Source organism: Nonomuraea africana, from assembly GCF_014873535.1.
Lineage (GTDB): Bacteria > Actinomycetota > Actinomycetes > Streptosporangiales > Streptosporangiaceae > Nonomuraea > Nonomuraea africana.
This window is the reverse complement of record NZ_JADBEF010000001.1, coordinates 1,005,394-1,029,844: the sequence shown is the minus strand read 5'-3', so window position 1 is coordinate 1,029,844 and position 24,451 is coordinate 1,005,394. Positions and strand designations below refer to the sequence as shown.

General features: G+C 71.9%; 25 protein-coding genes. 14 read left to right on the top strand and 11 right to left on the bottom strand.

From position 1 onward, the window contains the following. Positions 1 to 5 precede the first annotated feature (5 nt). From H4W81_RS04645 to H4W81_RS04625, 5 genes are all read left to right on the top strand, one after another. On the top strand, positions 6 to 1,550 hold the full coding sequence (locus H4W81_RS04645) for a gamma-glutamyltransferase family protein (protein WP_192773627.1): 1,545 nt from the start codon (positions 6 to 8) through the stop codon (positions 1,548 to 1,550). Between the two features lie 23 nt (positions 1,551 to 1,573). After that, entirely contained in the window at positions 1,574 to 2,113 is a 540-nt protein-coding gene (locus H4W81_RS04640) for a hemerythrin domain-containing protein (RefSeq protein ID WP_192773626.1), read from the top strand. 33 nt (positions 2,114 to 2,146) lie between these two features. Next, positions 2,147 to 2,464 (top strand): DUF5709 domain-containing protein, encoded by a 318-nt coding sequence (locus H4W81_RS04635; protein ID WP_192773625.1) that lies wholly within the window; start codon positions 2,147 to 2,149, stop codon positions 2,462 to 2,464. A gap of 116 nt (positions 2,465 to 2,580) precedes the next feature. Next, the gene (locus H4W81_RS04630) at positions 2,581 to 2,718 is read left to right on the top strand and encodes a hypothetical protein (RefSeq protein WP_192773624.1); all 138 of its coding nucleotides are present in this window, start codon (positions 2,581 to 2,583) and stop codon (positions 2,716 to 2,718) included. Between the two features lie 54 nt (positions 2,719 to 2,772). Then, positions 2,773 to 5,877: an AfsR/SARP family transcriptional regulator gene (locus H4W81_RS04625; protein ID WP_192773623.1), complete on the top strand. Its 3,105-nt coding sequence runs from the start codon at positions 2,773 to 2,775 to the stop codon at positions 5,875 to 5,877. On the opposite strand, the gene H4W81_RS04620 is transcribed toward H4W81_RS04625, so the two are convergent. From H4W81_RS04620 to H4W81_RS04605, 4 genes are all read right to left on the bottom strand, one after another. Further along, the gene (locus H4W81_RS04620) at positions 5,841 to 6,320 is read right to left on the bottom strand and encodes an SRPBCC family protein (RefSeq protein WP_192773622.1); all 480 of its coding nucleotides are present in this window, start codon (positions 6,318 to 6,320) and stop codon (positions 5,841 to 5,843) included. The two genes, H4W81_RS04625 and H4W81_RS04620, sit on opposite strands and share 37 nt — an antisense overlap. Positions 6,321 to 6,404: 84 nt before the next feature. Next, positions 6,405 to 7,076 (bottom strand): HAD family hydrolase, encoded by a 672-nt coding sequence (locus tag H4W81_RS04615; protein ID WP_192773621.1) that lies wholly within the window; start codon positions 7,074 to 7,076, stop codon positions 6,405 to 6,407. Further along, positions 7,034 to 7,519: a DUF5360 family protein gene (locus H4W81_RS04610; protein ID WP_318781525.1), complete on the bottom strand. Its 486-nt coding sequence runs from the start codon at positions 7,517 to 7,519 to the stop codon at positions 7,034 to 7,036. The genes H4W81_RS04615 and H4W81_RS04610 overlap by 43 nt, the downstream gene beginning before the upstream one ends. Then, positions 7,503 to 8,048 (bottom strand): TetR/AcrR family transcriptional regulator, encoded by a 546-nt coding sequence (locus H4W81_RS04605; protein WP_192773620.1) that lies wholly within the window; start codon positions 8,046 to 8,048, stop codon positions 7,503 to 7,505. Before H4W81_RS04605 ends, H4W81_RS04610 begins: the two co-directional genes overlap by 17 nt. Positions 8,049 to 8,155: 107 nt before the next feature. On the opposite strand from H4W81_RS04605, the gene H4W81_RS04600 reads away from it, so the two are divergent. Further along, positions 8,156 to 10,054: a Xaa-Pro dipeptidyl-peptidase gene (locus H4W81_RS04600; RefSeq protein WP_192773619.1), complete on the top strand. Its 1,899-nt coding sequence runs from the start codon at positions 8,156 to 8,158 to the stop codon at positions 10,052 to 10,054. A 4-nt stretch (positions 10,055 to 10,058) separates the two neighbouring features. Here the strand turns inward: H4W81_RS04600 and H4W81_RS04595 are convergent, their stop codons facing one another. Then, entirely contained in the window at positions 10,059 to 10,859 is an 801-nt protein-coding gene (locus H4W81_RS04595) for a DUF4253 domain-containing protein (RefSeq protein WP_192773618.1), read from the bottom strand. A gap of 96 nt (positions 10,860 to 10,955) precedes the next feature. Between H4W81_RS04595 and H4W81_RS04590 the strand changes: the two genes are divergently transcribed. The 4 genes from H4W81_RS04590 to H4W81_RS04575 are packed head-to-tail and all read left to right on the top strand — an operon-like array spanning position 10,956 to position 14,621. After that, positions 10,956 to 12,437 (top strand): carboxylesterase/lipase family protein, encoded by a 1,482-nt coding sequence (locus H4W81_RS04590; RefSeq protein ID WP_192773617.1) that lies wholly within the window; start codon positions 10,956 to 10,958, stop codon positions 12,435 to 12,437. A 2-nt stretch (positions 12,438 to 12,439) separates the two neighbouring features. After that, positions 12,440 to 13,447, top strand: coding sequence for a sensor histidine kinase (locus tag H4W81_RS04585; protein WP_192773616.1), 1,008 nt, complete (start codon positions 12,440 to 12,442; stop codon positions 13,445 to 13,447). Next, entirely contained in the window at positions 13,444 to 14,043 is a 600-nt protein-coding gene (locus H4W81_RS04580) for a response regulator (protein WP_192773615.1), read from the top strand. The genes H4W81_RS04585 and H4W81_RS04580 overlap by 4 nt, the downstream gene beginning before the upstream one ends. Beyond that, positions 14,040 to 14,621 carry an HAD family hydrolase gene (locus tag H4W81_RS04575; RefSeq protein WP_318781523.1) on the top strand — a complete coding sequence of 194 codons (582 nt, stop codon included), beginning with the start codon at positions 14,040 to 14,042 and terminating at the stop codon, positions 14,619 to 14,621. Before H4W81_RS04580 ends, H4W81_RS04575 begins: the two co-directional genes overlap by 4 nt. A 79-nt stretch (positions 14,622 to 14,700) precedes the next feature. Here H4W81_RS04575 and H4W81_RS04570 read toward each other — a convergent pair whose 3' ends face one another. Both H4W81_RS04570 and H4W81_RS04565 read right to left on the bottom strand, forming a co-directional pair. Further along, positions 14,701 to 15,348, bottom strand: coding sequence for a TenA family protein (locus H4W81_RS04570; RefSeq protein WP_192773613.1), 648 nt, complete (start codon positions 15,346 to 15,348; stop codon positions 14,701 to 14,703). A gap of 93 nt (positions 15,349 to 15,441) precedes the next feature. Continuing rightward, a complete protein-coding gene (locus H4W81_RS04565) occupies positions 15,442 to 16,617 on the bottom strand; it encodes a TIGR03118 family protein (protein ID WP_192773612.1) in 1,176 nt (391 codons plus the stop codon). A gap of 90 nt (positions 16,618 to 16,707) precedes the next feature. Between H4W81_RS04565 and ppgK the strand changes: the two genes are divergently transcribed. Beyond that, entirely contained in the window at positions 16,708 to 17,430 is a 723-nt protein-coding gene (gene ppgK, locus H4W81_RS04560) for a polyphosphate--glucose phosphotransferase (protein ID WP_192773611.1), read from the top strand. Here ppgK and H4W81_RS04555 read toward each other — a convergent pair. Continuing rightward, positions 17,411 to 18,127: a hypothetical protein gene (locus H4W81_RS04555; protein WP_192773610.1), complete on the bottom strand. Its 717-nt coding sequence runs from the start codon at positions 18,125 to 18,127 to the stop codon at positions 17,411 to 17,413. The two genes, ppgK and H4W81_RS04555, sit on opposite strands and share 20 nt — an antisense overlap. Beyond that, entirely contained in the window at positions 18,127 to 18,432 is a 306-nt protein-coding gene (locus H4W81_RS04550) for a hypothetical protein (protein ID WP_192773609.1), read from the bottom strand. The genes H4W81_RS04555 and H4W81_RS04550 overlap by 1 nt, the downstream gene beginning before the upstream one ends. Positions 18,433 to 18,545: 113 nt before the next feature. Between H4W81_RS04550 and H4W81_RS04545 the strand changes: the two genes are divergently transcribed. Together H4W81_RS04545 and hrpA are read left to right on the top strand one after the other, a co-directional pair. Continuing rightward, positions 18,546 to 18,944 carry a YbaB/EbfC family nucleoid-associated protein gene (locus H4W81_RS04545; protein WP_225958459.1) on the top strand — a complete coding sequence of 133 codons (399 nt, stop codon included), beginning with the start codon at positions 18,546 to 18,548 and terminating at the stop codon, positions 18,942 to 18,944. 100 nt (positions 18,945 to 19,044) lie between these two features. Then, a complete protein-coding gene (hrpA, locus tag H4W81_RS04540) occupies positions 19,045 to 22,920 on the top strand; it encodes an ATP-dependent RNA helicase HrpA (protein ID WP_192773608.1) in 3,876 nt (1,291 codons plus the stop codon). Here hrpA and H4W81_RS04535 read toward each other — a convergent pair. After that, the gene (locus H4W81_RS04535; protein WP_225958458.1) at positions 22,910 to 23,512 is read right to left on the bottom strand and encodes a Uma2 family endonuclease; all 603 of its coding nucleotides are present in this window, start codon (positions 23,510 to 23,512) and stop codon (positions 22,910 to 22,912) included. The genes hrpA and H4W81_RS04535 overlap by 11 nt on opposite strands. Before the next feature lie 83 nt (positions 23,513 to 23,595). Here H4W81_RS04535 and H4W81_RS49890 point away from each other — a divergent pair, with 83 nt between their 5' ends. Further along, positions 23,596 to 23,721 carry an ADP-ribosylglycohydrolase family protein gene (locus H4W81_RS49890; RefSeq protein ID WP_225958457.1) on the top strand — a complete coding sequence of 42 codons (126 nt, stop codon included), beginning with the start codon at positions 23,596 to 23,598 and terminating at the stop codon, positions 23,719 to 23,721. A 24-nt stretch (positions 23,722 to 23,745) separates the two neighbouring features. On the opposite strand, the gene H4W81_RS04525 is transcribed toward H4W81_RS49890, so the two are convergent. After that, complete coding sequence (locus H4W81_RS04525; RefSeq protein WP_192773607.1) at positions 23,746 to 24,414, bottom strand: FadR/GntR family transcriptional regulator; 669 nt, start codon at positions 24,412 to 24,414, stop codon at positions 23,746 to 23,748. Positions 24,415 to 24,451: the final 37 nt, after the last annotated feature.

Sequence of the window (24,451 nt, the reverse complement as noted above, 5' to 3'; positions counted from 1 at the left end):
GACCCGTGCAGAACACCCGATACGCCCGGTCCGGCATGGTGTGCAGTGTCGACCACCTCGCCTCCGCCGCCGGTCTGACCATGCTCGACCGCGGCGGCTCGGCCGCCGACGCCGCCATCGCCACCAACGCAGTCCTGACGGTCACCGCCCCCCACATGTGCGGGCTCGGCGGTGACCTGTTCGCCCTCGTCCACGACGGCACCCCCGACAGCGCCGTCACGGCGCTCAACGCCTCGGGGCGCGCGGGCTCGGGCGCGGACCCCGACCGGCTGCGGGCCGAGGGCCACACCGTCATGCCGCTCCGCCACGACATCAGGTCGGCGCCGGTACCGGGCGCCGTGGACGGCTGGCTCGCCCTGCACTCCAGGTACGGCAGGCTCCCGCTGGCCACCGTGCTCGCCCCCGCGATCGGCCTGGCCGCGGACGGCTTCCCCGTCTCCCCGCTGCTGGCCCCCATCGCCTCGGCGCTGGCCCACCACCCCGACTTCGCCACCGTCTCCTCTCCCGGGCAGCTCATGACCAGGCCGGGCGTGGCCCGCACCCTCGAGGCGATCGCCGCCTCCGGCAGGGAGGGCTTCTACCAGGGCGAGTTCGGCGAGGGCCTGCTGGAGCTCGGAGCGGGCGAGTACGTCCCCGACGACCTCGCCAAGCCGATGGCCGACTGGGTGGAGCCGCTGCGCGTGCGGGCCTTCGACCACGATGTGTGGTCGATGCCGCCCAACTCCCAGGGCTACCTGCTGCTGATGTCGCTCGGCATCGTCGACGGCCTCGACCTGCCGTCCACGCCCGACGACGCGCTCTGGGCGCACCTGCTGGGCGAGGCCTCCAGGATCGCGGGCCACGACCGGCTGGCCCTGCTGCACGAGCACGCGGCCGACCTGCTGTCGGAGGCCGAGATCGCCCGGCGGCGGGCCATGGTCGACCCTGCCGCGCGCCTCAGGGTGCGCGGGCTGACCGCCGAGGGCGACACGACCTACCTGTGCGCCGTGGACGGCGACGGCATGGGCGTCTCCCTCATCCAGTCGAACGCCTCGGGCTTCGGCAGCCTGCTGGTCGAACCGCGCACCGGGATCAACCTGCACAACCGCGGCATCGGCTTCTCTCTGACGCCGGGACACCCCGCGGAGTACGGCCCGGGCCGCCGTCCCCCGCACACGCTCACCCCCGCCCTCATCACCAGGCCGGACGGCTCGCTCCGCTCGGTCGTGGGCACCATGGGCGGCGACGCGCAACCGCAGATCCTGCTCCAGGTCATCACCCGCCTGCTCAGGCACGGCCAGACACCGGGAGAGGCGATCGCCGCGCCCCGCTGGCGGCTGGGCACCGGCGGCACCGGCTTCGACACCTGGGACGAGCCCGACGCGACGGTCATGGAGCTGGAGGAGGGCGCGGGCTGGGGCGACGGCCTGTCCGCGCTCGGACATCCGGTGGCGGGCATGCCGTACGGGACGGGTTTCGGGCACGCGCACCTCATCGACGTCCTGCCCGGCGGGGTGCTCGCGGGCGCGGCCGATCCGCGCGCGCGGATCGGCGCGGCGATTGGACGCTGATCGCCTGGGTAGCACGCGCCCCCATGGGAACCGACGTCATCACGCTGATCACCAGTGACCACCGCGCGATCGAGGCGCTGTTCGAGCGGCTCACCAGCGGGCGGGGCGACCCCGAGGCCGACGTGACCGAACTGGCCGCCCTGCTCACCGCCCACGCCAGGGCCGAGGAGGACCGGGTCTACCCCGAGGTCCGGTCCGCCGAGGCGCACCACGGCGTGGAGGAGCACAAGGAGGCCGAGGTCCTCCTCGACGCGCTGAAGCACGCCACTCCCGGAACCCCTGACTTCTCCGAGACGCTCGTCAAGCTCGTCGAGTCCGTGAAGCACCACGTCGAGGAGGAGGAGGGCGAGATCCTCCCCGCCCTTCGCGAGGCGAGCAGCCGGCAGCGGCTGGAGCAGCTCGGCAAGGCGTTCAAGGAGCGCAAAGAGACCGAACTGCTCGCCCTGCGCCCGCCGACCTCCAAGGAACAGTTCTACAAGCGGGCCCGGGAGGCCGACATCCCCGGCAGGTCCACCATGGACAAGGATGAGTTGGCCGAGGCTGTCAGGAAGCAAAGCTCCTAGGGTTTCGGGCGGCGTGTGGGGTAGGGAGCCGTTATGACCGAAACACCGCCGGACCGCCACGGCATGAGCGACGAGCAGGAGATCGAGGTCGAGGAGTGGACCGATGATCTCGGCCAGGACCACGTGATCGAGGAGGACGACCCCCAGCACCAGGACACCGTCGCCGAGCGGCTGTGGCGGGAGGCCCCTGAGCGCGAGCGGACGCCCCGCGACGAGCACCGGCTCGTGTCCCCCGACGAAGGGCTCGAGCCCGACGTCGAGAGCGAGGAGATCGGCGAGGACGTGGGGCGCGACTCGGGCGACCTGTCGGCCGAGGAGCGCGCCGTCCGCGTCGACCCCGAGCAGCCTTGACGCGCTCCCCGGCCTGAAGGCCGGAGCACTGGCCCGCATCTCGGTAGCGCCCGGGCATCCGAACTCCCCGCCGGTCTCCGACAGCGACGCCGCCGAGCCCGCAGGGAGCGGCGGTCATGGTGATCCCGTCGCCCGGCCCCATCGGCTGGGCGACGCCCGCCGAGGCACAGGAAGAGCCCCGTCGCCGACAGCGGCGTGCCGCCGTACCGGAGGAGCCGGAGGCCCGCTCCCACGGCCTGCAGAGTGCGGAGTAGCGGGGTTCATGGGAGCGGCGTCGGGCGGTCTTGCGTGCCTTTAAGGTCGGTCATATGCGCTTTGGTGTGCTGGGACCCGTGACGGCCTGGACGGACGCGGGGCAGGTCGTCGCCATCCCCGGGCTGAAGGTGCGCGCGCTGCTCGCCGACCTGCTCGCCGCCGAGGGGCGGGTGGTCTCCACCGACCGGCTGGTCGACGACCTCTGGGGCGACGACCCGCCGGGCAATCCATCGGCCGCCCTGCAGGTGCGGGTCTCGCAGCTGCGCCGCGCCCTGGAGGAGGCCGAGCCCGGCGCGAAGAACCTGGTGGTCTCGCGCGCGCCCGGCTACGCCCTCGAGGCGGCCCCCGGCGCGGTCGACGCCGCCCGCTTCGCGGCGCTCGCCGCGGAAGGCAGGCTGGCCGAGGCGCTGGAGCTGTGGCGGGGGGCGGCGTTCGCCGACTTCGCCGACTTCGAGTTCCTGAGGCCGGTGATCGCGCGGCTGGAGGAGGCGCGGCTGAGCGCCGTCGAGGAGCTCGCCGAGACGCGGCTGGCGGCCGGGGAGCCGGTCGAGGTGGCCGAGCTGGTGGCCGCGCACCCGCTCAGGGAGCGGCTGCGCGCCGTGCACATGGCCGCCCTCTACCGGGCCGGACGGCAGAGCGAGGCGCTGGCCGGCTACGCCGAACTCCGCGAGAAGCTCGCCGACGAGCTGGGCCTCGACCCCTCCCCCGAGCTGGCCGAGCTCCATGCGCGCATCCTGCGCCAGGACCCCGCGCTGAGCAGCAGGGCCGAGCGACCCATGACGAACCTGCCCGCCGCGGTCAGCGACCTGATCGGGCGCGACGAGGCGGTGGCCGAGGTGACCGCCCTGCTGGAGCAGGGCAGGCTGGTCACGCTCACCGGGTCGGGCGGCGTGGGCAAGACGAGCCTGGCGCTGGAGGTCGCGCGGCGGCGCACCGGCGCGCACCCCGACGGCGCGTGGCTGGTCGAGCTGGCCCCCTACGATCGGCACACGCCGTCGCTGGCCGAGGCGGTGCTGGTCGCGCTCGACATCCGCGAAGACTCGGCGCGGAGCATGGAGCGGCTGGTCGAGGCGCTGCGGGGGCGCCGGCTGCTGCTGGTGCTCGACAACTGCGAGCACGTGGTCGATCAGGCCGCGAAGCTGGCCGAGACCTTGCTGCGCTCGGTGGAGGGCCTCCGGATCCTGGCGACCAGCCGCGAGCCGCTGAACGTGGCCGGCGAGACGCTGTGGAGCGTGCCCGCGCTGGACCTGCCCGCGGGCTCCGAGCTGCTCACCGTGGCGAAGGCCGACGCCGTGCGGCTGTTCATGGCCAGGGCCGCGGCCTCGGCTCGCGGGTTCGCGCTCGACGCGGGCAACGCCGAGGCGGTCGCGCAGCTGTGCCGCAGGCTGGACGGCATCCCGCTGGCGTTGGAACTGGCCGCCACCCGGGTCAGGGCGCTCGGCGTCCACGAGCTGGTGGCGCGGCTCGACGACCGGTTCAAGCTGCTCGCCGGTTTCCAGCGCGGCGCCCCAGCGCGCCAGCAGACGCTGACGGCGATGATCGACTGGAGCTGGACCCTGCTCACCGACTCCGAGCGGGTCGTGCTGCGCCGCCTGGCCGTGCACGTCGACGGCTGCACGCTGGAGGCCGCGGAGGCGGTGTGCGCGGAGGACGACGTCGACGTGCTCGACACGCTCGCGCGGCTGGTGGACCGGTCGCTGGTGGTGGTCGTGGAGGGGCCGTCAGGAGTGCGCTACCGGCTCCTGGAGTCGGTGGCGGCCTACTGCCTGCACCGCCTCGACGACGCGGGCGAGGTCGAGCGGATCCGGCAGGCGCACGCCGATTACTACGTGGCGCTCGCCGTACGGGCCGAGTCGTATCTGCGCGGGCCCGAGCAGGCAAGCTGGATGCGGCGGCTGGACGCCGAGGCGGCGAACCTGCGGGCGGCGCTCGACGCGGCGCCCGCGGCCGACGCCCTGCGGCTGGTGAACGCGCTGGCCTGGTACTGGTTCCTGCGCGGCAGGCTGGGCGAGGCACGGCGCTCGCTGCAGGCCGCGCAGGAGGCGGGCCGGGCGGCTGATCAGGCGACGGCGCAGGCGGGTCAGGCGGGGCAGCCGGCGGGAGACGACACCGCCGCCGACCGGGCGAGGGCGCGGGCCTGGAGCGCGGGGTTCGCCCTGCTGCTCGGCGAGGACGTCGACTGGAAGCAAGTCATGGACCTCGCCGATCCGGCCGACCGGGCCAGGGCGGAGTGGTTCGTCAGCCTCGGTGTCGCCGACCTGCCGACCTCGCGCGTCCTGGTCGACAGCGCGCTGGCGACCTTCCGCGAGCTGGGCGACAGGTGGGGGGTGGCGGCGGCGCTGAGCAGGCACGCCCGCGACGCCTTCACCGTGCGCGACCTCGAGGCGCTGGAGCGCGACGGCGGCGAGAGCGCCGCGCTCTTCGCCGAGCTGGGCGACAGATGGGGACGGCTGCAGGCCACCGAGTGGCTCGGCGGGCTGGCCGACATCCGCGGCGACGTCGAGGCGGCCACCCGGCTGTTCACCGAGGACCTGCGGATCGCCGAGGAGCTCGGGCTGTGGCCGGACGCGGTGCGACGGCTGTCGTGGGTGGGCTGGATCGCCATGCACACCGGCGACTACGAACGGGGCATGGAGCACTGCGGCAAGGCGCTCCGGCTGGCCACGGGGCAGGGCTACCACGAGGGGAGGGTCTTCGCGGAGATGGGCCTCGCCGTGGCGGCCCGCAGGGCCGGCCGGCTGGAGCTGGCGCGCACCCATCTCGACCGGCTGCTCGACGGCGTCCCGAGGGACGGCGAGCCCCCGCTGTTCCTGCCCACGGTCCTGGCCGAGCTGGGTTTCGTCCACGAGTTGCGCGGCGATGCCGAGGGCGCGAGGAAGCTGTTCCTCGAGGCGTTCGCCGCCGCCAGGAGGATCGGCGACCCCCTCTCGGCGGCGTTCGCCGTCGAGGGCCTGGCCGCCGTGTCCGAGCCGGAGCAGAGCGCGAGGCTCCTCGGCCTGGCCGCGGCGGTCAGGCTCGCGCACCGCGCCCCCATCTCCCGCTCGGAGGAGGACGAGGTGCGGCGCATCGCCGCCAGGTCCGTGGCGGCGATCGGCGAGGAGGCGTTCGCCGCCGCCCACGCTCACGGGCGCGAGCTGACCTTCGACGACGTGGCCTGAACCGCCAGGTGCTCGGCCAGTCGCTCGAAGAACTCCAGCCAGCCGGCCCTGGCCTGGTGGGCGTGCTCCTGGTCGGTGTTGACGCCGAACTGGTGGAAGCGCATCGTGGTGCCGCCCTCGCCCTCCTCCAGGGTGAGGGTCACCACCGAGGCGGGGCCGTCGCCGGGGTGGTCGGGGTCGCCGGTGGTGAAGACCAGCCTGCCGGGCCCGTCGACCTCGCGGTAGACGCCCTCGAGCGTGACCTCGAAGCCCTCGTCGCCGACCAGGACGGCCTGCCAGGCGCCGCCGGGCCTGACGTCCATGACCACGCGGTCGGCGGGGGTGGTGAAGATGCGCGGGCCGAACCAGCGGGCGAAGCGGTGCGGCGTGGTCCAGGCGGCGTACACCTGCTCGCGGGGGGCGTCGAGGTCGAGGACGATCTCGTACTCGGCGGTCTGCGTCATGGCTGCCCTCTCAGGGTTCGGTGTGGATCGCTTCCGACGTGATCCACCCTGCCCCGCACCCCTTACGATCCCCTTCCCGTGCCCTTAAGGCGTGGCGCCCTCGTTCAGCAGGCGCAGGGCGGGGAGCACGCCGTACAGGTCGTCGATGACCACGTCGGCCTCGGCCGCCTCGGGCCGGTCGGCGTGCAGGTATCCCCACGGCCCCCTGCGCAGCAGGGCCGTGCGCATCCCGGCCCGCGCCGCGGGCCGCACGTCGTTGTCGAACCTGTCGCCGACGTAGAGGATCTCGCCGGGCTCCCTCCCGACCACGGCGGCGACCTTGGCGAAGAACGCGGGGGCCGGCTTGGCCACGCCCCACCCGTCGGAGGTGTGGATGGAGTCGACCGGCAGGTCCATGGCGACCAGCGCGTCGTAGGCCCTGGTGGGCTGGTTGCCGGCGATGACCACCTGCACCCCCGCCGCCCTGAGGCCGGCCAGCGCCTCGCGCACGTCGGGGTAGAGGTCGTCGGCGTCGAAGTGGTTGCGCAGGCTCTCGGGCTCGTCGCGCGCCCAGGCCTCGATCTCGGCCTCGACGTCGAGCCCCGGACGCACGATCTCGAAGGCGTCGCGGTGGGAGCGGTCGAGCGCGGCCATCCCGCCGAGGACGCCCATGAACGTCAGCCGCGTCACACCCAGCCTGTCGGCCCAGCGCGTCCAGATGCGCGTCTCGTCGATCAACGTCTCGCCGACGTCGAACACCACTGCCCTGACCACCATCGATCCTCCCTGATCCGCCCCAACTCTACGGTCTGCGCCGGAGCCCCTCCGTCGCGGGCCGCCGGGGCGGTCAGCGCGACGATCGCGGGGATCGGGAAGAGCAGCAGGTAGAGGTTGGGGATCCACCAGGCGGGCGAGAAGTCGCCGCGAAGGGTCCAGAACGCGATCGCCATCAGCCCCGACGCCATGGTCAGCACCAGCGAGACCAGCATCAGCCCCCTGCCGCGCGCGCCGCCCGCGCGCAGCAGCCAGAGGCTCGTCAGTCCTGTGGCGCTGGCCAGCAGGTCGATCCAGAGGAAGGACCAGTTCCAGTCGGCCATGAGCGGGTTCGCGTAGTCGGCGAAGGCCCACTGCGGCGGGATCAGCCCCAGCCCGGTGACCGAGAAGTAGGCGACGAAGCCGAGGTCCGTCACGAGCATGAGGGCCTTAGTCGCGCGCAGCACGGTCGATCAACTCCATGAGGTAGCGGCGGATGCTCTCGTGCAGTCCAGGGGCGGGCTCGCCGAGGCCGAGCAGCCTGACGGCCCACCAGCCGTCGACCGCCAGCCGTACGGCGGTGGCGGCGGCCGGGTCGATGCCGTCGTCGACCAGCCGCGCCTGCCACGCGGCGAACCGCCTGCGCAGCGGTTCCAGCCCCGCGGGGTCGACCAGCACCCCGGCCAGCAGTGCCGCGGTCACCCTGTCGGCGGGCGCGGCGGTGTGGTCCTCGGGGATCGTCGCCGCGACGTAGGCGCGCAGGAAGTCTCCCGGCTCGCTCCCCGCGGTGGAGAGCGCCGCGTCGAAGGCGGAGGTGAGCCGCTCCACCATGGCGGCGACCATGGCCTGCTTGGTCGGGAAGTGGTAGAAGAGGCCGCCCTTGGACACGCCCGCGCGCTGGGCCACCGCCTCCAGCGTCAGCGACTCGGCTCCGTCGGCGAGCAGCACCTCGGCGGCCGCGTCGAGCAGCCGCTCTCTCGAACTCGGTCGTGGCATGCCTCGAAACTATACCGGTCAGCCGGTTCACTATAAAGAGAGATCTTGTCAGGGCGCCGCCGATCACCGACATTGCGCTAGTAGCCCCCCAGCAACGGAGGACCCGCGTGCCCCACTTACGAGCCGCCCTCATCGCGTTGACCCTCGTGGCGGCGACCGCCCCACCGGCCACCGCCCTCGACTCCACCACCGCCATCACGATCGCCGGCGACCGCTCCCAGCCGGTCTTCTCCTACGCCGACGCCATCCGCGAGCACGTCTACGTGGAGGCACCGATCGACAGCGACGCCGACGGCCGCCTCGACAGGGTCAGGGTGGACGTCATCCGCCCGAGGACCGCCGAGAAGGTCCCGGTGATCATCGACGAGAGCCCCTACTACGACAACTCGGGCCGGGGCAACGAGAGCGAGCGCAAGGTCTACGACGCCGAGGGCGACCTGGTGAAGTTCCCGCTGTTCTACGACAACTACTTCGTCCCGAGGGGCTACGCGGTACTCAACGTCGACATGCTCGGCACCACCGGGTCGGACGGCTGCCCGGCGACCGGAGGGCAGGCCGACGTCGTCGGCGGCAAGGCGGTCGTCGACTGGCTGAACGGCAGGGCCACCGCCTACCGCGCCGACGGGACGCCCGCCGCGGCCACCTGGACCACCGGCAAGGCCGCCATGATCGGCAAGTCGTACGACGGCACGCTGGCCAACGCCGTGGCCGCCACGGGCGTCGAGGGGCTGGAGACGATCGTCCCGATCTCCGCGATCAGCTCGTGGTACCGCTACCAGCGCTCGGGCGGGGTCGTCTACTCCTACAACTACGCCTCGTGGCTGGCCAACGTGGTCGACACCGACCCCGACGCCAAGTGCGCCGCCGTACGGGCGGCGATGGACGCGCAGGACGGCGACGACACGGGTGACTACAACCCGTTCTGGGCCGAGCGCGACTACGAGAAGGACGTCGCGAACGTGAAGGCCAGCGTGTTCGTGGTCCACACGGTCAACGACCTCAACGTGAAGCCCGACAACTTCTCCGCCTGGTGGGCGGCGCTGGGCAGAAGGGGCGTGCCGCGCAAGATCTGGGTCGGCCAGTACCAGCACGTGGACCCGTTCGACTTCGAGGGCCGGCGCGGCCTGTGGGTGGACACGCTGCACCAGTGGTTCGACCACTGGCTGCTCGGGGTGGACAACGGGATCATGCGCGAGCCCCGCGCGGACGTGCAGATCGGCCCCGCCCAGTGGATCACCCAGCACGACTGGCCGGCGCGCGGGGCGACGCGGGTGCCGCTGCGTCCCTCGGCCGACGGCTCGCTCGGCCTGTTGCCCGCCCGCAGGGGCGCGACGGCGGCCTTCACCGACACGCGGATGCCGGAGACCGAGATGGTCACCGACGTCGGCACGGCCAAACCGGGCAGGCTCGCCTTCACCACCGGCGCGCTCCCCCTCGACCTGCGGCTGTCCGGCACACCCGTGGTCGACCTGCGTCTGGCGCTGGACCGGCCGACCGCGAACCTGACCGCGCTGCTCGTCGACTTCGGCGACGACACCCGCGTCGACTGGCGGCGGGGACAGGGCATCACCACGCTCGCCGAGGAGGACTGCCACGGCGAGTCGACCGCGGCCGACGACGGCTGCTACCGCAAGGTCGCCACGAACCTGGCCACCCGCCCGCTGGAGATCGTCGCCCGCGGCTGGCTCGACGTCCAGAACCGCGACTCGCTCTCCTCGCCCAGCCCGCTGACCCCGGGAACGTTCGCCCAGGTCGAGTGGGAGACGCTGCCGCACGACTACGTCTTCAAGAAGGGGCACAGGCTCGCGCTGGTGCTCGCGGGCACCGACGCCACCTACAGCGGCGAGCGCGCCACGGGCGCGGCCGTCACCGTCGACCTGGGCAGGAGCAAGGTCACCGTGCCCTTCGCGGTGAGCGCGCCGCCGGCGGAGCTGCCCGCCGACGCCTCACGGTGGCGCGGCCCGAGGGAGATCGAGCTGCCGACGCCGGAGACCGCCTTCCACTAAGTGGCTAGTCCCACCAGAACGACCAGCAGAACTGTCCCCTGATCTGTTCGGCGTAGCCGTAGAGATCACCCGCGCCCTGGACGACGTTGTCGGGACAGAACGCCCAGTGCTCGGCCGCGACGTGGATCGCGTGCTCGGGGCTGACCGGCGGCGCGGCCACACTCAGCTCCAGCGTGTTGAACCCCATCGCGACCACGCGCGCGCCGAAGCGCTCCTCCCAGCTGCGCACCACCGCGGCCAGCGGCACCATCCACTCGTTGTGGTGCAGCGCGCCCTGCCAGCCCATCACCGCCAGCGTGTCGGCGCCCCTGCGCGCGGCGGCCAGCCCGATCGGCATGCCGCGCTCGGCCAGCACGCCCGCGTACCAGTCGGCGACCGAGCCGGGATCGGCCCGCAGCTCCCCCGGCTCGGCGAGCCCCGGGCACAGCGGGCCGAAGGGCTCGATCTCCGCCAGCGACTCCACGGGCACCTGCGAGACCCAGTCTCTCCACACCTCGCTCATGAACCCGGCGGCGGTGAAGGTGTCGATGAGGTCGGGAGAGTCGGGCGCCACCTGCGCGGACGACCAGGGCTGCGCCGACTCGTCCAGCAGCACGGGCCACAGCCCCGAGCGCGGGTGCTCGGCCCGCAGCGCCGCCCACAGCCCGTCCCGCGCGGGCTCCTCGCTCATCCAGAAGGCCGGGCGCCTGGCGGGCTGCTCCGGCCACACGACGTCACCCGCGGGCAGCTCGAAGGAGAGCGACCGCCCACGGCCGCCGTCCTCGAACAGCCGGCAAAGACTCGCCGGTAGCTGGTGAGTGTTCATGTCTCGGAAGATGGTAGTGCCCCGGGACTTTCGTCCTGGAGAACCCGGGATCGATGATTCTTCTGCGCAGGTCGGGGGGTGCGCGAGCCTCGAGGCATGAGAATTCTGCTCGCTCTCACGTTCCTGCTGGCGGGGTGCGCGGCCGTCGGCGACGACCCCGCGGTGGTCGAGACCGCCTCCGGCTCCGTCAGGGGTACGGTCACCGGCACCCACCGCCTCTTCCAGGGCATCCCGTACGGCACCGCGGCCCGCTGGGAGTCGCCCCGGCCCGCGAAGGCGTGGAAGGGCGTGCGCGACGCCACCAGGCCGGGCGCGATGTGCCCCCAGGTCGGCTCCGACTACGCCAAGGTCGCCAGCACCACGGAGGACTGCCTGTTCCTCAACGTCACGACGCCGCGCGAGCCCGGTGAGAAGCGCCCGGTGATGGTGTGGATCCACGGCGACGGCGCGCTGGGCGCCGGCCACCTCACCGACGCCCGCAGGATCGCCGCCAAGGGCGTGGTCGTGGTGACGATCAACTACCGCCTCGGCGTCTTCAGCGGCTTCGGCTTCCCCGGACTGGCCGACTCCGGCACGTACGGCCTGCAGGACCAGCAGGAGGCGCTGCGCTGGGTGCGCCGCAACGCCGCGGCCTTCGGCGGCGACCCGGGCAACGTCACCGCGTTCGGCGTCTCCTTCGGCGCGCTGGCCATCGGCGGCCACCTCACCTCGCCCGGCGCGAAGGGACTGTTCCAGCGGGCGGTCATGCAGAGCGGCGAGGCCATGATGGACATGCCCGCCGGCGCCATGATCCCCGGCCTGCCCGCGCAGCCGTCCTACGCCTGGCGCTCCCGCGCCGACGCCGAGGCGGTCGGCGCGCACTACGCGGCCCAGCTGGGCTGCTCCGACCTGGCCTGCCTGAGGAAGCTGCCGGTGAAGAGGATCCTCGAGATCCCGCAGATCATGAACGCCTTTCAGGTCTACGCCTACGGCAACAGGGTCCTGCCCGAGATCCCCTCCACGGCGATCGAGGAGGGCCGCTTCCACCGGATGCCGGTGCTGTCCGGGGCGACCAAGGACGAGCACCGCATCTTCGTCGGGCTCGCGGGCGGGAAGGTCGACTACCCGAAGCTGGCCCAGACGGCCTTCCCCGGCAAGGACGTGCTGAAGGAGTACCCTCCCGGTGACGACCCCGGCCTCGCGTGGGCCCAGGTGATCACCGACCGGATGTGGGCGCGCGGCACCCACGCCCAGAACACGGCGCTGGCCAGGCACGTGCCCGTCTACGGCTACGAGTTCGCCGACAGGAAGGCGCCGATGTTCCTCGACATCAACAGCGACGGCTTCGACTGGGGCGCCTACCACGCCGCCGAGCTGTCCTACCTGTTCGAGGAGCGGCTGGCGAAGATGACGCCCGCGCAGCGCCGACTGGCCGATCAGATGGTGGCGTACTGGACCAACTTCGCCCGCTCGGGCGACCCGAACGGCACGGGCCTCCCGGCGTGGCCCACGCTCAGCGGCGGCACGCAGTCCCTCGCGCCGGGCAGGATCGAGCAGATCGACTACGCGGCCGAGCACAACCTCGCGTACTGGAGGTGACGATGAGACCCGGTCCCTCCGCGTTCTACGTCTGGATCGCGGTGGCCTGGTTCCCCGCCTACGACCTGCTCAGGCAGCCGTCGTGGGCGGGGGCGCTGGGCCTGGCCGTCTTCGTGGCCGCCTACCTGGCCGCGATCCGGATGGCGTTCGGCGAGGGCCCCGCATGGGCGCCGCTTACGGTGCTCGCGGTGGTCACCTTCGCGCTCTGCACGGCCTACGGCGGCAAGTGGCTCTACCTCTGCCCCCTGGTGTCGATGGCGTCCGGTGTGGTGGTGCGGGGGCGGGCGGTGCCGTTCGCGCTGGCGGGGGTGACCGTGGTGTCCATGCTGGTGACCCTGCGGGCGGGCGGCGGCGAGGACGCGGTCGCCGCGGTGGCGTGGGGCACCTTCGTCGCGGGGGTCGTCGTGCACGTCACGCTGCAGCTGTTCGCGGCCAGGGAGGAGCTGGCCAGGGCGGCCGTGGTGAGGGAGCGCGAGCGCTTCTCCCGCGACCTGCATGACCTTCTCGGGCACACGCTGTCGCTGGTGGTGGTCAAGGCCGAGGCGGTGCGCAGGCTGGCGCCCCGCGACGCGGACGCCGCAGCGCGGCAGGCGGGCGACATCGAGGAGATCGGACGCAGGGCGCTGGCCGAGGTCCGCGCGGCCGTGGCGGGCTATCGGGGGCGCGGGCTGGCCGACGAGCTGGCCGCCGCCCGCCTCGCCCTGGAGGAGGCGGGGGTGCGGGCGGAGGTCATGCTGGAGGAGGTACGGCTCTCGCCCGACGCCGACGCGTTGCTGGGCTGGGCCGTCAGGGAAGGGGTGACGAACGTGATCAGGCACGCGAGGGCGACCACGTGCGCCGTCACGCTGAGGGACGAGGGGGAACGCGTGCTGCTCGAGATCGCCAACGACGGCGCGGCCCAGGGTTTCACCAGGGGCCACGGGCTGAAGGGCCTGGCCGAGCGGGGCGCGGCCGTCGAGGCGCGCGCGGAGGGCGGCAGGTTCGTGCTGACCGTGGCGGTGCCGAAGTGATCAGGGTGCTCATCGCCGAGGACCAGGGCATGATGCGCGACGCGCTGGCGCTGCTGCTCGGCCTGGAGGACGACCTGGAGGTCGTCGCGCAGGTCGCCGACGGCTCGGCGATCGTCTCCACCGTGGCCGAGGTGCGGCCCGACGTCGCGCTGCTCGACATCGAGCTGCCCGGCCGCAGCGGGCTGGAGGCCGCCGCCGACCTGCGCGGGACGGGCGTCGTGGTGCTCATCCTGACCACCTTCGGCAGGCCCGGCTACCTGCGCAGGGCGATGGAGGCGGGCGCGGCGGGCTTCCTGGTGAAGGACGCGCCGGTCGAGGAGCTGGCCGCGGCGATCAGGAGGGCCGTGGCGGGCGAGCGGATCGTGGACCCCGCGCTGGCCGCGGCCGCGCTCAACGCCGGCCCGAGCCCGCTGACCGGGAGGGAGCGCGACGTGCTGGCCGCCGCGCTCGACGGCGCGACGATCGCCGACCTGGCGGCCAGGCTGCACCTGTCGGAGAGCACGGTGCGCAACCACCTGTCGTCGGCGATCGGCAAGACGCACACCAGGAACCGGATCGAGGCCGCTCGGCTGGCGCGGCACAATGGATGGTTGTGACCTCCTATGACGCGGTTCTCAGCGACCTCGACGGCGTGCTGCGCCAGTTCGACCACGTGGCCCAGGCCGACATCGAAGCCCGCTACGGCCTGCCCCTGATGAAGACGGCCTTCGCCCCCGAGCGCATCCTGCCCGCCACGCTGGGCCAGATCACCGAGGCGGAGTGGGTCGAGTCCGTCGCGGTCGCGCTGGGCGGCGACGCGCGGGCCCGCCAGGCGGTCGCCGAGTTCGCCGAGGTCTCGTTCTGGGTCGACGACGAGGTCAGGGCGCTGCTGGCCAAGGCGCAGGAGCGGGTCCCGCTGATCCTGCTGACCAACGCCATGGACACGCTGGAGGAGCACCTCGACCGCCTCGGCCTGACCCACTTCGCTGACGCCGTGGTCAGCAGCGCGCGGGTCGGCCTGGCCAAGCCCGATCCGCGCATCTACGAGCTGGCCGCGGAGGTGGCGGGGGCCGCCCCGTCCCGCTGCCTGTTCGTCGACGACCGGCTGGAGAACGTCGAGGCGGCCAGGGCGCTCGGCATGATCGGTGTGCACTTCACCGAGGTGAGCGACCTGGCCGAGGCGCTCGGCCGCTAGCCACGTCCCGGCCGCCGGCCACCTCTCAGCCGCCGGCCATGTCTCAGCCGCCGGCCATGTCTCAGCCGCCGGCCATGTCTCAGCCGCCGGCCATGTCGAAGAAGCGCTTCTCCAGCTCGACGGCCCGGTGGAAGACGCTCAGCACCTCCTGGCGGCGGTCCTCGTCGAGGCCGGGGCCGAGCCGGTCGAGCTCGCCGCGCAGGAAGCCGACCCACTGCCTGAACTCCGGGCCCTCGTGCAGCTCGATCCACTCGCGGTGGACGAAGTTGTCGGGGTACGGCTGCCGGGCGCGCGAGGCCCAGCCGAGGTAGGTCCACTCGGCCACGCACAGGACCGCCACGATCAGCACGTAGTCCTGGCTGGTCCTGGCCTCGTCCATCAGCGTGCGGAAGTCCTCGGTGACCGGCTCGAGGACCGTCGGGCCGGGGCCCGCGCCGAGGGCGTCGAGCGCGCGGTGGAAGTAGGTCTTCTCCTCCGTCGTGGCCACCTGCCCGAGGAAGCGGCCGTACGGCACCCGCGCCTCGAAACTGTCGGCGCAGGCGACCGCGGCGCCGAGCAGCGCGGTGAAGGTGTCGACGAACTGGAAGTCCTGGCTGAGGTAGCGCCGCATGTCGTCGTCGGCCACCGTGCCGGCACAGATGGCCTCCGCGAACGGATGGGTGACCACCTCGGTCCAGGTGGGTTCGCATCGGGCGCGCAGCCACTCGCTGAAGTTTCCCTCGCTCACGCCCGCACCTTACCCACATCTCGGGCTTCCGACCGCCGGGGTGTCCGGTACGGCACCGCGCCCGCCGTACCGGACGGTCCCGTGGCGGGCTCCTCAGTAGCCGTAGCCCGAGCTGGGGGTGGCGGCCGGTGCGGGCGCGCCGGTGGAGGGCACGGCTGTGGAGGGCACGGTCGTGGCGGGCACGGTCGTGGCGGGCGTCGTCGTGGCGGGCGCGGTCGTCGAGGGGGCCGATCGCTGGGCGCGGGCGCCGGTGGGGCGGAGCAGGCCGAGCAGGCCGTGCCTGGCTCCGTCGATGCCCGCGGCGAACCAGAGGGCGTCCTCGCCGCCGTTGGCCGCGGTGCCGGGCTCGAGGTCCCACAGGCCGGGCAGCGCGATCGCCCGTCCGCCCGCGTCGCGCAGCGGGCCGAGGTGCCGGCCGTTCCTGAAGGCGTGGATCCGGCCGTCGCCGAAGTTGCCGACCAGCAGCGCTCCCGCGTACTGCCCGAACCGGCGCGGGGCGACGGTCACCGCCCATGGCGCGTTGAGCGGCCCGCGGGCGGCGAGTCTTCCGGTGAAGCGGCCCGAGGCGTCGAAGCGGCTGACGAACCCCTTCCCCCGCCCGGCCACCGACGTACCCGTGGCCGCGTCGCGCAGGGCGTAGGACACCCACACCGAACCTCGGGCGACCGAGACGTTGAACGGCGCGTAGCCCGGCGGCAGCGACGGGTCGGCGAACTGGCGGCGGTCCAGCCGTACCCGCCTGAAGTCGGAGTCGAAGACGTGCACGCGGCCGTGCGCGAAGTCGGCGGCCAGCAGGAACGCGCCCTCCTCCGTCCGCATCAGGGCCAGGCCCTTGTAGTCGGCGCCTCTGGTGAAGGCGGCGATGACGGCGTTCTTGGCGTCGGCCTCCGCGTTCCATCCGCTGATGGCGCCGCTGGGGCTGGCGAAGACGAACGTGGCGGGCCGGCCCTTGACGGTGAAGCCGTCGGTCGGATTGAAGACCTGGCCGGTGGGCGCGCCGCCCGGCACGGCCACCTCGGTCGCCTCCTTCCTGCCCTCGCCGGAGTAGACGGTGGCGACGCCGGTGCCGGTGGCCGAGACCCAGAGCGTCTTGCCCATGGCCAGGCCCCACGGATTGACCAGCATGGGGTCGGTGGTGCGCGCCTTGCCCCTGACGTCGGAGACCAGGTTGACGACGTCGAACCTGGTCTGGTGACGCGCGGCCGCGACAGGGGTGGTGGTGCCGAGGATCAGCGCCGCTGCGCAGAGTATGACGATGCGTGGCCGCATCCTGCCTCCTTGGTATGTGCGCTTGTGAAGCGAGGTACGCGGCGGGGCGGCGGCGGGTTCATCCCGACATTTCCCGGGCAGGTCGGGGGCATGGACGTTCTGGGCATCGACATCGGCGGCTCCGGGATCAAGGGCGCGCCCGTCGACCTGAAGGAGGGCAGGCTGTCGGCCGAGCGGCTGCGCATCCCCACCCCGCAGCCCGCCAAGCCCGACACCGTCGCCGAAGTGGTGGCGCAGATCGTCAAGCACTTCGAATGGGCCGGCCCCGTCGGCGTCACCTTCCCCGGGGTGGTCGTGGGCGGCGTGGTGCGCACCGCCGCCAACGTGCACCACTCGTGGGTGGGCGTCGACGCGGGCGAGTTGTTCGGCGGGGCGTGGGTGCTCAACGACGCCGACGCCGCGGGCCTGGCCGAGATGAGGTACGGCGAGGGCAGGGGCCGCGAGGGCACCGTGCTCATGCTGACCTTCGGCACCGGCATCGGCAGCGCCTTGTTCGTGAACGGCACGCTGGTGCCCAACACCGAGCTGGGCCACCTGGAGCTGCACGGCAAGGACGCCGAGCTCCGCGCCTCCGACCGGGCCCGCGAGGAGCACGACCTGTCGTGGGAGAAGTGGGCCGAGCGCGTCGAGGAGTACCTCAGGCACGTGGAGATGCTCTTCTCCCCCGAGCTGATCGTCCTGGGCGGCGGGGTGAGCAAGAAGGCGGACAAGTTCCTGCCGCACGTGAAGCTCGACACCCCGGTGGTCCCCGCCGCGCTCCAGAACGAAGCGGGCATCATCGGCGCGGCCCTGGCTACTCCTCGCGCGGGATGACGGGCGCGACCCACCTGAACGACTCGGTGCCGTCGGGCAGTCGGCCCTCCTTGTCCTGCCGCCTGAAGGTGGCGTGCCCCTTCGTGTCGATGCCGGCCCTGGCGAAGTCGGGAACCGGCAGGCGCAGCAGCTTCTCACCACGGGCGACGGCGAGGCCGAGCACGGCCGTCTGCGCCGCGCAGGCGCTCATGAAGGCGGCGATCAGGCCGGAGAGCACCTTGTCCGCGGCGTTGATCAGCCACGCGAGGCGCAGGCGCGCGAGCGGCGCCAGCTGGGGCAGGCCCATCGACAGCGACAGGACGTAGACGGCGCTCCACAGCAGGACCAGGGAGTGGATCACGGTCACCAGCTTGAACATCTTGAAGGCGGCGACCAGCTCCTCGAGCACCTCGGCGGTCTGGGCGCGCGCCGCCCGCAGGTCCCGCACCGCCTCCAGGTAGGCGCGGGCCGCCCTGGCGAACTCCTTCTCGTCCTCGGCGATCCAGCCCAGCGCCGCCCGCTCGGGCAGTCCTTCGAGCACCTCGATCACCGGGTCGAGCCGTTCGGCCATGCGCTTCCACGACTGGGCGGCCCTGGCGACCTCGTGCTCGTCCATCTGCAGCGCCTCCAGGACGGTCAGCGTCATCAGCGGGAAGCCCGCCAGGAGCTGGAGCCTCCTGAGGTTGGCGAGCGTCGTCCCTATCTCCGCCGCGGCCATCAGCGCCGGTACTCGATCATGCTGGCCCGCTCGGCGGTGCGCCAGTTGGCGGCGCAGGAGTCGAGCGCCTCGGCGGTGGCGCCGGCGACCAGGACGCCGTGCGCGCCCGACTGCTCCATCCGCTCGCGGGCGGCGTCGTAGGCGGGCTTGAGCACGTGCGACAGGAACGCGCCCAGCGCGTCCTCCGCTATCGCGGTGTCGCCGGACGCCGAGCGTGAGACGGCGTCCTGGATGTCCTCGTAGGTGTCGCGCATGCTGGTGATGACCTTCGAGGTGATGACCCTCGTGCCTGGCTCGTCCGACATACCCCTCCTTTTGATCATTTTTCATCATGCAGGGCGGGCCGGGGGACGCGCGACCGGTTCATGCGATGTTCCACGGTTGCGGCGAGTGGTCCTGGTTTGATCAACTGCCTGCCATGTTCGACTTCGATCCCGCGGGGATGGGGCCTGAGGCGCTGGAGCGCATCGGCCGCAGGGCCGAGGACTCCATGCGCGCGCTGGCCGCCGCGATGGAGAACCTCACCGAGCTGTCGGGCGAGGGCGAGGCCGCCGAGGGCAGGGTGCGCGCCGTCGTCGAGTCCGACGGAACGCTGAGGGAGCTGCGCTTCGATCCCAGGGCCATGCGGCTGGGCAGCGAGGAACTGGCGCAGGCGGCGACGGAGGCCGTCCGGCTGGCGCAACGGGCGGTGCGCGAGCGCGTGGAGGAGTCGGTGCGCGGCCTTGCTGCCCTGCCCGACGACCTGGAGGCGGCCGGCCGGCAGCTCGACGAGGTGCGGGAGGTCTTCAGCGCCGCCCTGGCCGCGCGACGCCGCTGACCGGGCTCGTGGCCGCGGCCGGGCGGGAAATTGGGATGCGCGTTCGGGAATGAGTCGGGCACGATGGGCCGTTGGTCCGCATGCATATCCTGATAGCAGTATGGGAACGCCTTCCTTGACCTCCTCGCTCACCGAGCTCCAGTCACGCCTGCCCGAGTTGATGCCGCGCGACCAGCGGCGGCTTCGGCGCAGGCTCGACGGCGCGCGCCGGGTGCGCTCCCGAGAGACGCAGCAGAAGATCGCCGCCGAGATCCTCGCCGACGTGGAGCGCGCCGAGCAGCGCGTGACCCGCCGCCGCGAGGTGGTCCCCGTCGTGCGCTATCCGGAGAACCTCCCGGTCTCGCAGCGCAAGGACGACATCCTCGAGGCGATCCGCGACAACCAGGTCGTGATCATCGCGGGCGAGACGGGTTCCGGCAAGACCACCCAGATCCCGAAGATCTGCCTGGAGCTCGGCCGCGGGGTGCGCGGCGTCATCGGCCACACCCAGCCGCGCAGGATCGCCGCCCGTACGGTGGCCGAGCGCATCGCCGAGGAGCTCGGCACCACGCTCGGCGACGTCGTCGGCTACAAGGTGCGCTTCACCGACAAGGCGAACGACTCCACGCTGGTCAAGCTGATGACCGACGGCATCCTGCTGGCCGAGCTGCAGAACGACAGGCTGCTGGAGCAGTACGACACGCTGATCATCGACGAGGCGCACGAGCGCAGCCTCAACATCGACTTCATCCTCGGCTACGTCAAGCAGCTGCTCCCCAGGCGTCCCGACCTCAAGGTGGTCATCACCAGCGCCACCATCGACCCCGAGCGGTTCTCGCGGCACTTCGACGACGCGCCGATCATCGAGGTGTCGGGGCGCACCTACCCCGTGGAGGTGCGCTACCGGCCGCTCAGCGAGGACGACGACCAGACGCAGGGCATCGTCGGCGCCTGCAAGGAGCTCGTGCTGGAGGGCCAGGGCGACATCCTGGTGTTCCTGTCGGGCGAGCGGGAGATCCGCGACACCTTCGACGCGCTGACCAAGTCCGACTTCCGCAACACCGAGGTCCTCCCGCTCTACGCGCGGCTGTCGGCCGCCGAGCAGCACAGGGTCTTCCAGTCGCACACGGGCCGCAGGATCGTGCTGGCCACCAACGTCGCCGAGACCTCGCTGACCGTGCCGGGCATCAAGTACGTCGTCGATCCCGGCTTCGCGCGCATCTCGCGCTACAGCCACCGCACCAAGGTGCAGCGCCTGCCGATCGAGGCGATCTCGCAGGCCTCGGCCAACCAGCGCAAGGGCCGCTGCGGCCGCACCTCCGACGGCATCTGCATCCGCCTGTACGAGGAGGAGGACTTCCTCGCCAGGCCGGAGTTCACCGACCCCGAGATCCTGCGCACGAACCTGGCGAGCGTCATCCTGCAGATGACGACGATCGGGCTCGGCGACATCGCCGCCTTCCCCTTCGTGGAGCCGCCGGACCAGCGGCAGGTGCGCGACGGCGTCAACCTGCTGCAGGAGCTGGGCGCGTTCGACGCCTCAGGCGGCCTCACCCCGATGGGCCGCAGGCTGGCCAACCTGCCGGTCGACCCGCGCCTCGCGCGCATGGTGCTGGAGGCGGAGAAGAACGGCTGCGTGCGCGAGGTGATGGTGATCGCCTCGGCGCTGTCCATCCAGGACCCCCGCGAGCGGCCCTCGGACAAGCAGCAGCAGGCCGACGAGAAGCACCGCCGCTTCGCCGACCCCGAGTCCGACTTCCTGTCCTACCTCAACCTCTGGAACTACCTGAAGCAGAAGCAGAAGGAGCTGTCCTCCAGCGCGTTCAGGCGGCTGTGCAAGACGGAGTTCCTCAACTACCTGCGGGTGCGCGAGTGGCAGGACATCTACAGCCAGCTGCGCCAGGCGCTCGGCGCGGTGCCGAACAACCAGGAGGCCTCGCCGTACCAGATCCACGTCTCGCTGCTGGCGGGCCTGCTGTCGCACCTCGGCGTCAAGGACGTCCCGGATAAAAGGGTCGACAAGAAGCCCGTTGACGGGCGCAGGCCCATCCAGGAGTACATCGGGGCGCGCAACGCGCGCTTCGCGATCTTTCCTGGGTCCGCGCTGGCCAGGAAGCAGCCCGCGTGGGTGATGTCGGCCGAGCTGGTGGAGACCAGCAGGCTGTGGGCGCGGGTCAACGCGAAGATCGAGCCCGACTGGGTCGAGCCGCTGGCCCAGCACCTCATCAAGCGCACCTACTCCGAGCCGCACTGGGAGAAGAAGCAGGGCGCGGTCGTCGCCATGGAGAAGGTCACGCTGTACGGCGTGCCGCTCGTGGTCGGCCGCAAGGTCGGCTACGGGAAGATCGACCCGGAGCTCTCGCGCGAGCTGTTCATCAGGCACGCCCTCGTCGAGGGCGACTGGGACAGCCACCACGCGTTCCTGAAGGAGAACCGCAGGCTCCTCGGCGAGGTCGAGGAGCTGGAGAACCGCGCCCGCCGCCGCGACATCATGGTCGACGACGAGGCGCTGTTCGACTTCTACGACCAGCGGGTGCCCGCCGACGTGGTGTCGGCCGCGCACTTCGACTCCTGGTGGAAGAAGCAGCCCGACAAGACGCTGCTCACCTTCTCCCCGGAGATGCTGGTCAACGAGGGCGCCGACGTCAGCACTCGCGACTACCCCGACACCTGGCGCCAGCTGGGCCAGCGGATGAAGCTGACCTACCAGTTCGAGCCCGGCACCGAGGCCGACGGCGTCACCGTGCACATCCCGCTGCAGGTGCTCAACCAGGTCAACGCAGACGGTTTCGACTGGCAGATCCCCGGCCTGCGCGAGGAGCTGGTCACCGCGCTGATCAGGTCGCTGCCCAAGAACATCAGGCGCAACTTCGTGCCCGCGCCCAACTACGCCAAGCAGGTGCTCCAGCACGTCAAGGCGGGCGGCGAGCCGCTGCTCGAGGCGCTGGAGCGCGAGCTGCTAAGCCTGACGGGCGTACGGGTGCCGCGCGAGGCGTGGCAGCTCGACCAGCTGCCCGACCACCTGCGTGTCACCTACCGGGTGATCGACGAGCGCAAGCGCACGGTCGCCGAGGACAAGGACCTCGACGCGCTCAAGAAACGCCTGGCTCCCAAGCTGCGCCAGACCCTGTCGGCGGCGGGCGACGGCCTGGAGCGCACCGGCGTCACCACGTGGAGCATCGGCACCCTGCCCAAGGTATTCGAGCAGGGGCGGATGAAGGGCTATCCGGCCCTGGCCGACGCGGGCTCCTCGGTCTCGGTGAAGATCTTCGAGACGCAGGCCGAGCAGCGCAGGTCCATGTGGCTCGGCACCAGGCGGCTGCTGCTGCTCAACGTCACCTCACCGGCCAAGTCGCTGCTCGGCGGCCTGTCCAACCAGGCGAAGCTGGCCCTGTCGCGCTCCCCGCACGGCGGCGCCGTGGCGCTGTTCGAGGACGTGGTCAACGCGGCGGTGGACAAGCTGATGCGCGACGTCGGCGGCCCCGCGTGGGACCCGGTCTCCTTCGACCGCCTCTACCAGCACGTGCGCGCCGAGCTGTACGACACCTCGCGGGAGATCCTGACGAAGGTCGAGCAGATCCTGGCCGCCTGGCACGAGGTCAACCTCAAGCTCGGCGCGCTGCGATCCGACGCCTCGACCGAGGACGTCAGGGACCAGATGGGCAAGCTGATCTTCCCCGGCTTCGTCACCGCCACCGAGGCGGGCCGCCTGTCCGACGTCTCCCGCTACATCAGGGCGATCGACCGGCGCCTGGCCAAGCTCCCCGAGGAGCCGTGGCGCGACGTGGAGTGGATGGACAAGGTGCACAGGGTCGAGGACGACTACCTCGACGTGCTGGACAAGCTCCCGCCCGCCCGCCGCGGCGACGCCGACGTGCGGGAGATCCGCTGGATGATCGAGGAGTTGCGGGTCAGCTTCTTCGCCCAGACCCTCGGCACCCCGACGCCGATCTCGGAGAAGCGCATCGCCAGGGCCCTGGAGAAACTCACACCTTGATGAGCGAGGTGTCCAGCTCGAAGTCCATTGGGTAGGTGAAGTAGAGCTTCGCGCCCAGCGCGGCCTTGGTGGTCGTCGTATAGACGCCATCGACGATGTCGTCCATCAGGGTGACGGTCTTGGCCAGGGGGTCGATGACGAGGTAGAAGGGGATCCCGCCGCGCGCGTAGACGGCGGGCTTCTCCTCGTGGTCGCGGATCCTGCTGGTGGGCGAGACCACCTCGGCCACCATGATCAGCCCCGAGGACCTCAGCTCACGATCACCCCAGCGCGGGCAGTCCGCCGGAGCCAGTACATAGTCTGGACAGACCGGATCACGTGGGCCGTCGATGCAGACGTCCACGATTCCCGTATACCCCCGCCAGCCCTCCTTCTGCAGGAGGGGCCGCAGTGCCTCGTGGAGGTCCATCGCGCAGCCGGCATGCTCGGGAGTGCCGATGGGGCTCACGATCAGGGTCCCTTCAATGACCTCGGCCCGGAATCCGGGGATCTCGGGGAGAGCGTCGAACAGCTCTCGGGCGGTCTTCGGCAGATACTTCGCGCTGGAGGGCAGCTCAGCGGCGTGTTCCTCGCGAACCAACACCATGACCATCGGATCTATCCCTTCGTATCCGAACAGGCACTCTAAGTATTGCATCAGGGGCGCCTCCGGGCGAGCGATTAGCATGATCGGCCATGGAGCGATGGAAGCGGGTTCGCGGTTGTCTGCTGGGTGGGGCGATCGGCGACGCCCTCGGCGCGCCGATCGAGTTCGACCGCTCGAAGGCCGCGAGACGATCGAGGAGCTCAGCCTTTCACTGAACCAGAGATGACCGGCCAGGGCGGTCAGAGATCTCGCTCCTGCTGGTCGAGGATGGCCAGGGCGACCGACACCGCGGTGCTCACGTCGCCCGCCTCGATCGCCGCCAGCAGCTCGTCGTGCGAGGTGTCGGAGCCGAGCACCGCCCGCTCCATGCAGTGGTCCTTGCGCACGCTGTCCCGCAGCACCTCGCTCATGCTGCGGTAGAGGTCGCCCAGCACGGGGTTGTGCGCCGCCTCCGCCACCAGCAGGTGGAAGTCCACGTCGGCGTCGGCGAAGGCGTCCACGTCCACCGACCGCCCGGCCGCCACCCGCCGGGCCAGCGCCTCCCTCATCCGCGAGAGGTCCTCGGGGGTGCGCTTGGTCGCCGCCAGGCGCGCCGCCACCAGGTCGAGGCCGCGCCGCACGTCGATGATGTCCATGGCGGCCGCCCTGTCGAGGCGGCGCCGCAGCGCCACCTGCGACTCGTCGCTGGCCGTCACGTAGGTGCCGTCGCCCTGCCTGGTCGTCAGCAGCCCCGCGTGCACGAGCACCCGTACGGCCTCGCGCACCGACAACCTGCTCACGCCCAGCGAAGCTGCCAGCTGGCTCTCTGACGGGATCTTGCTTCCCACCGGCCACGCCCCGCTCATGATCTCCTGGCGCAGCTCGCCGATCGCGGCGTCGACGAGCGAGATCCGGCCCACGTTCCGCATTCATCCTCTTCTCTAAACATCAGATGTCTGATTATTC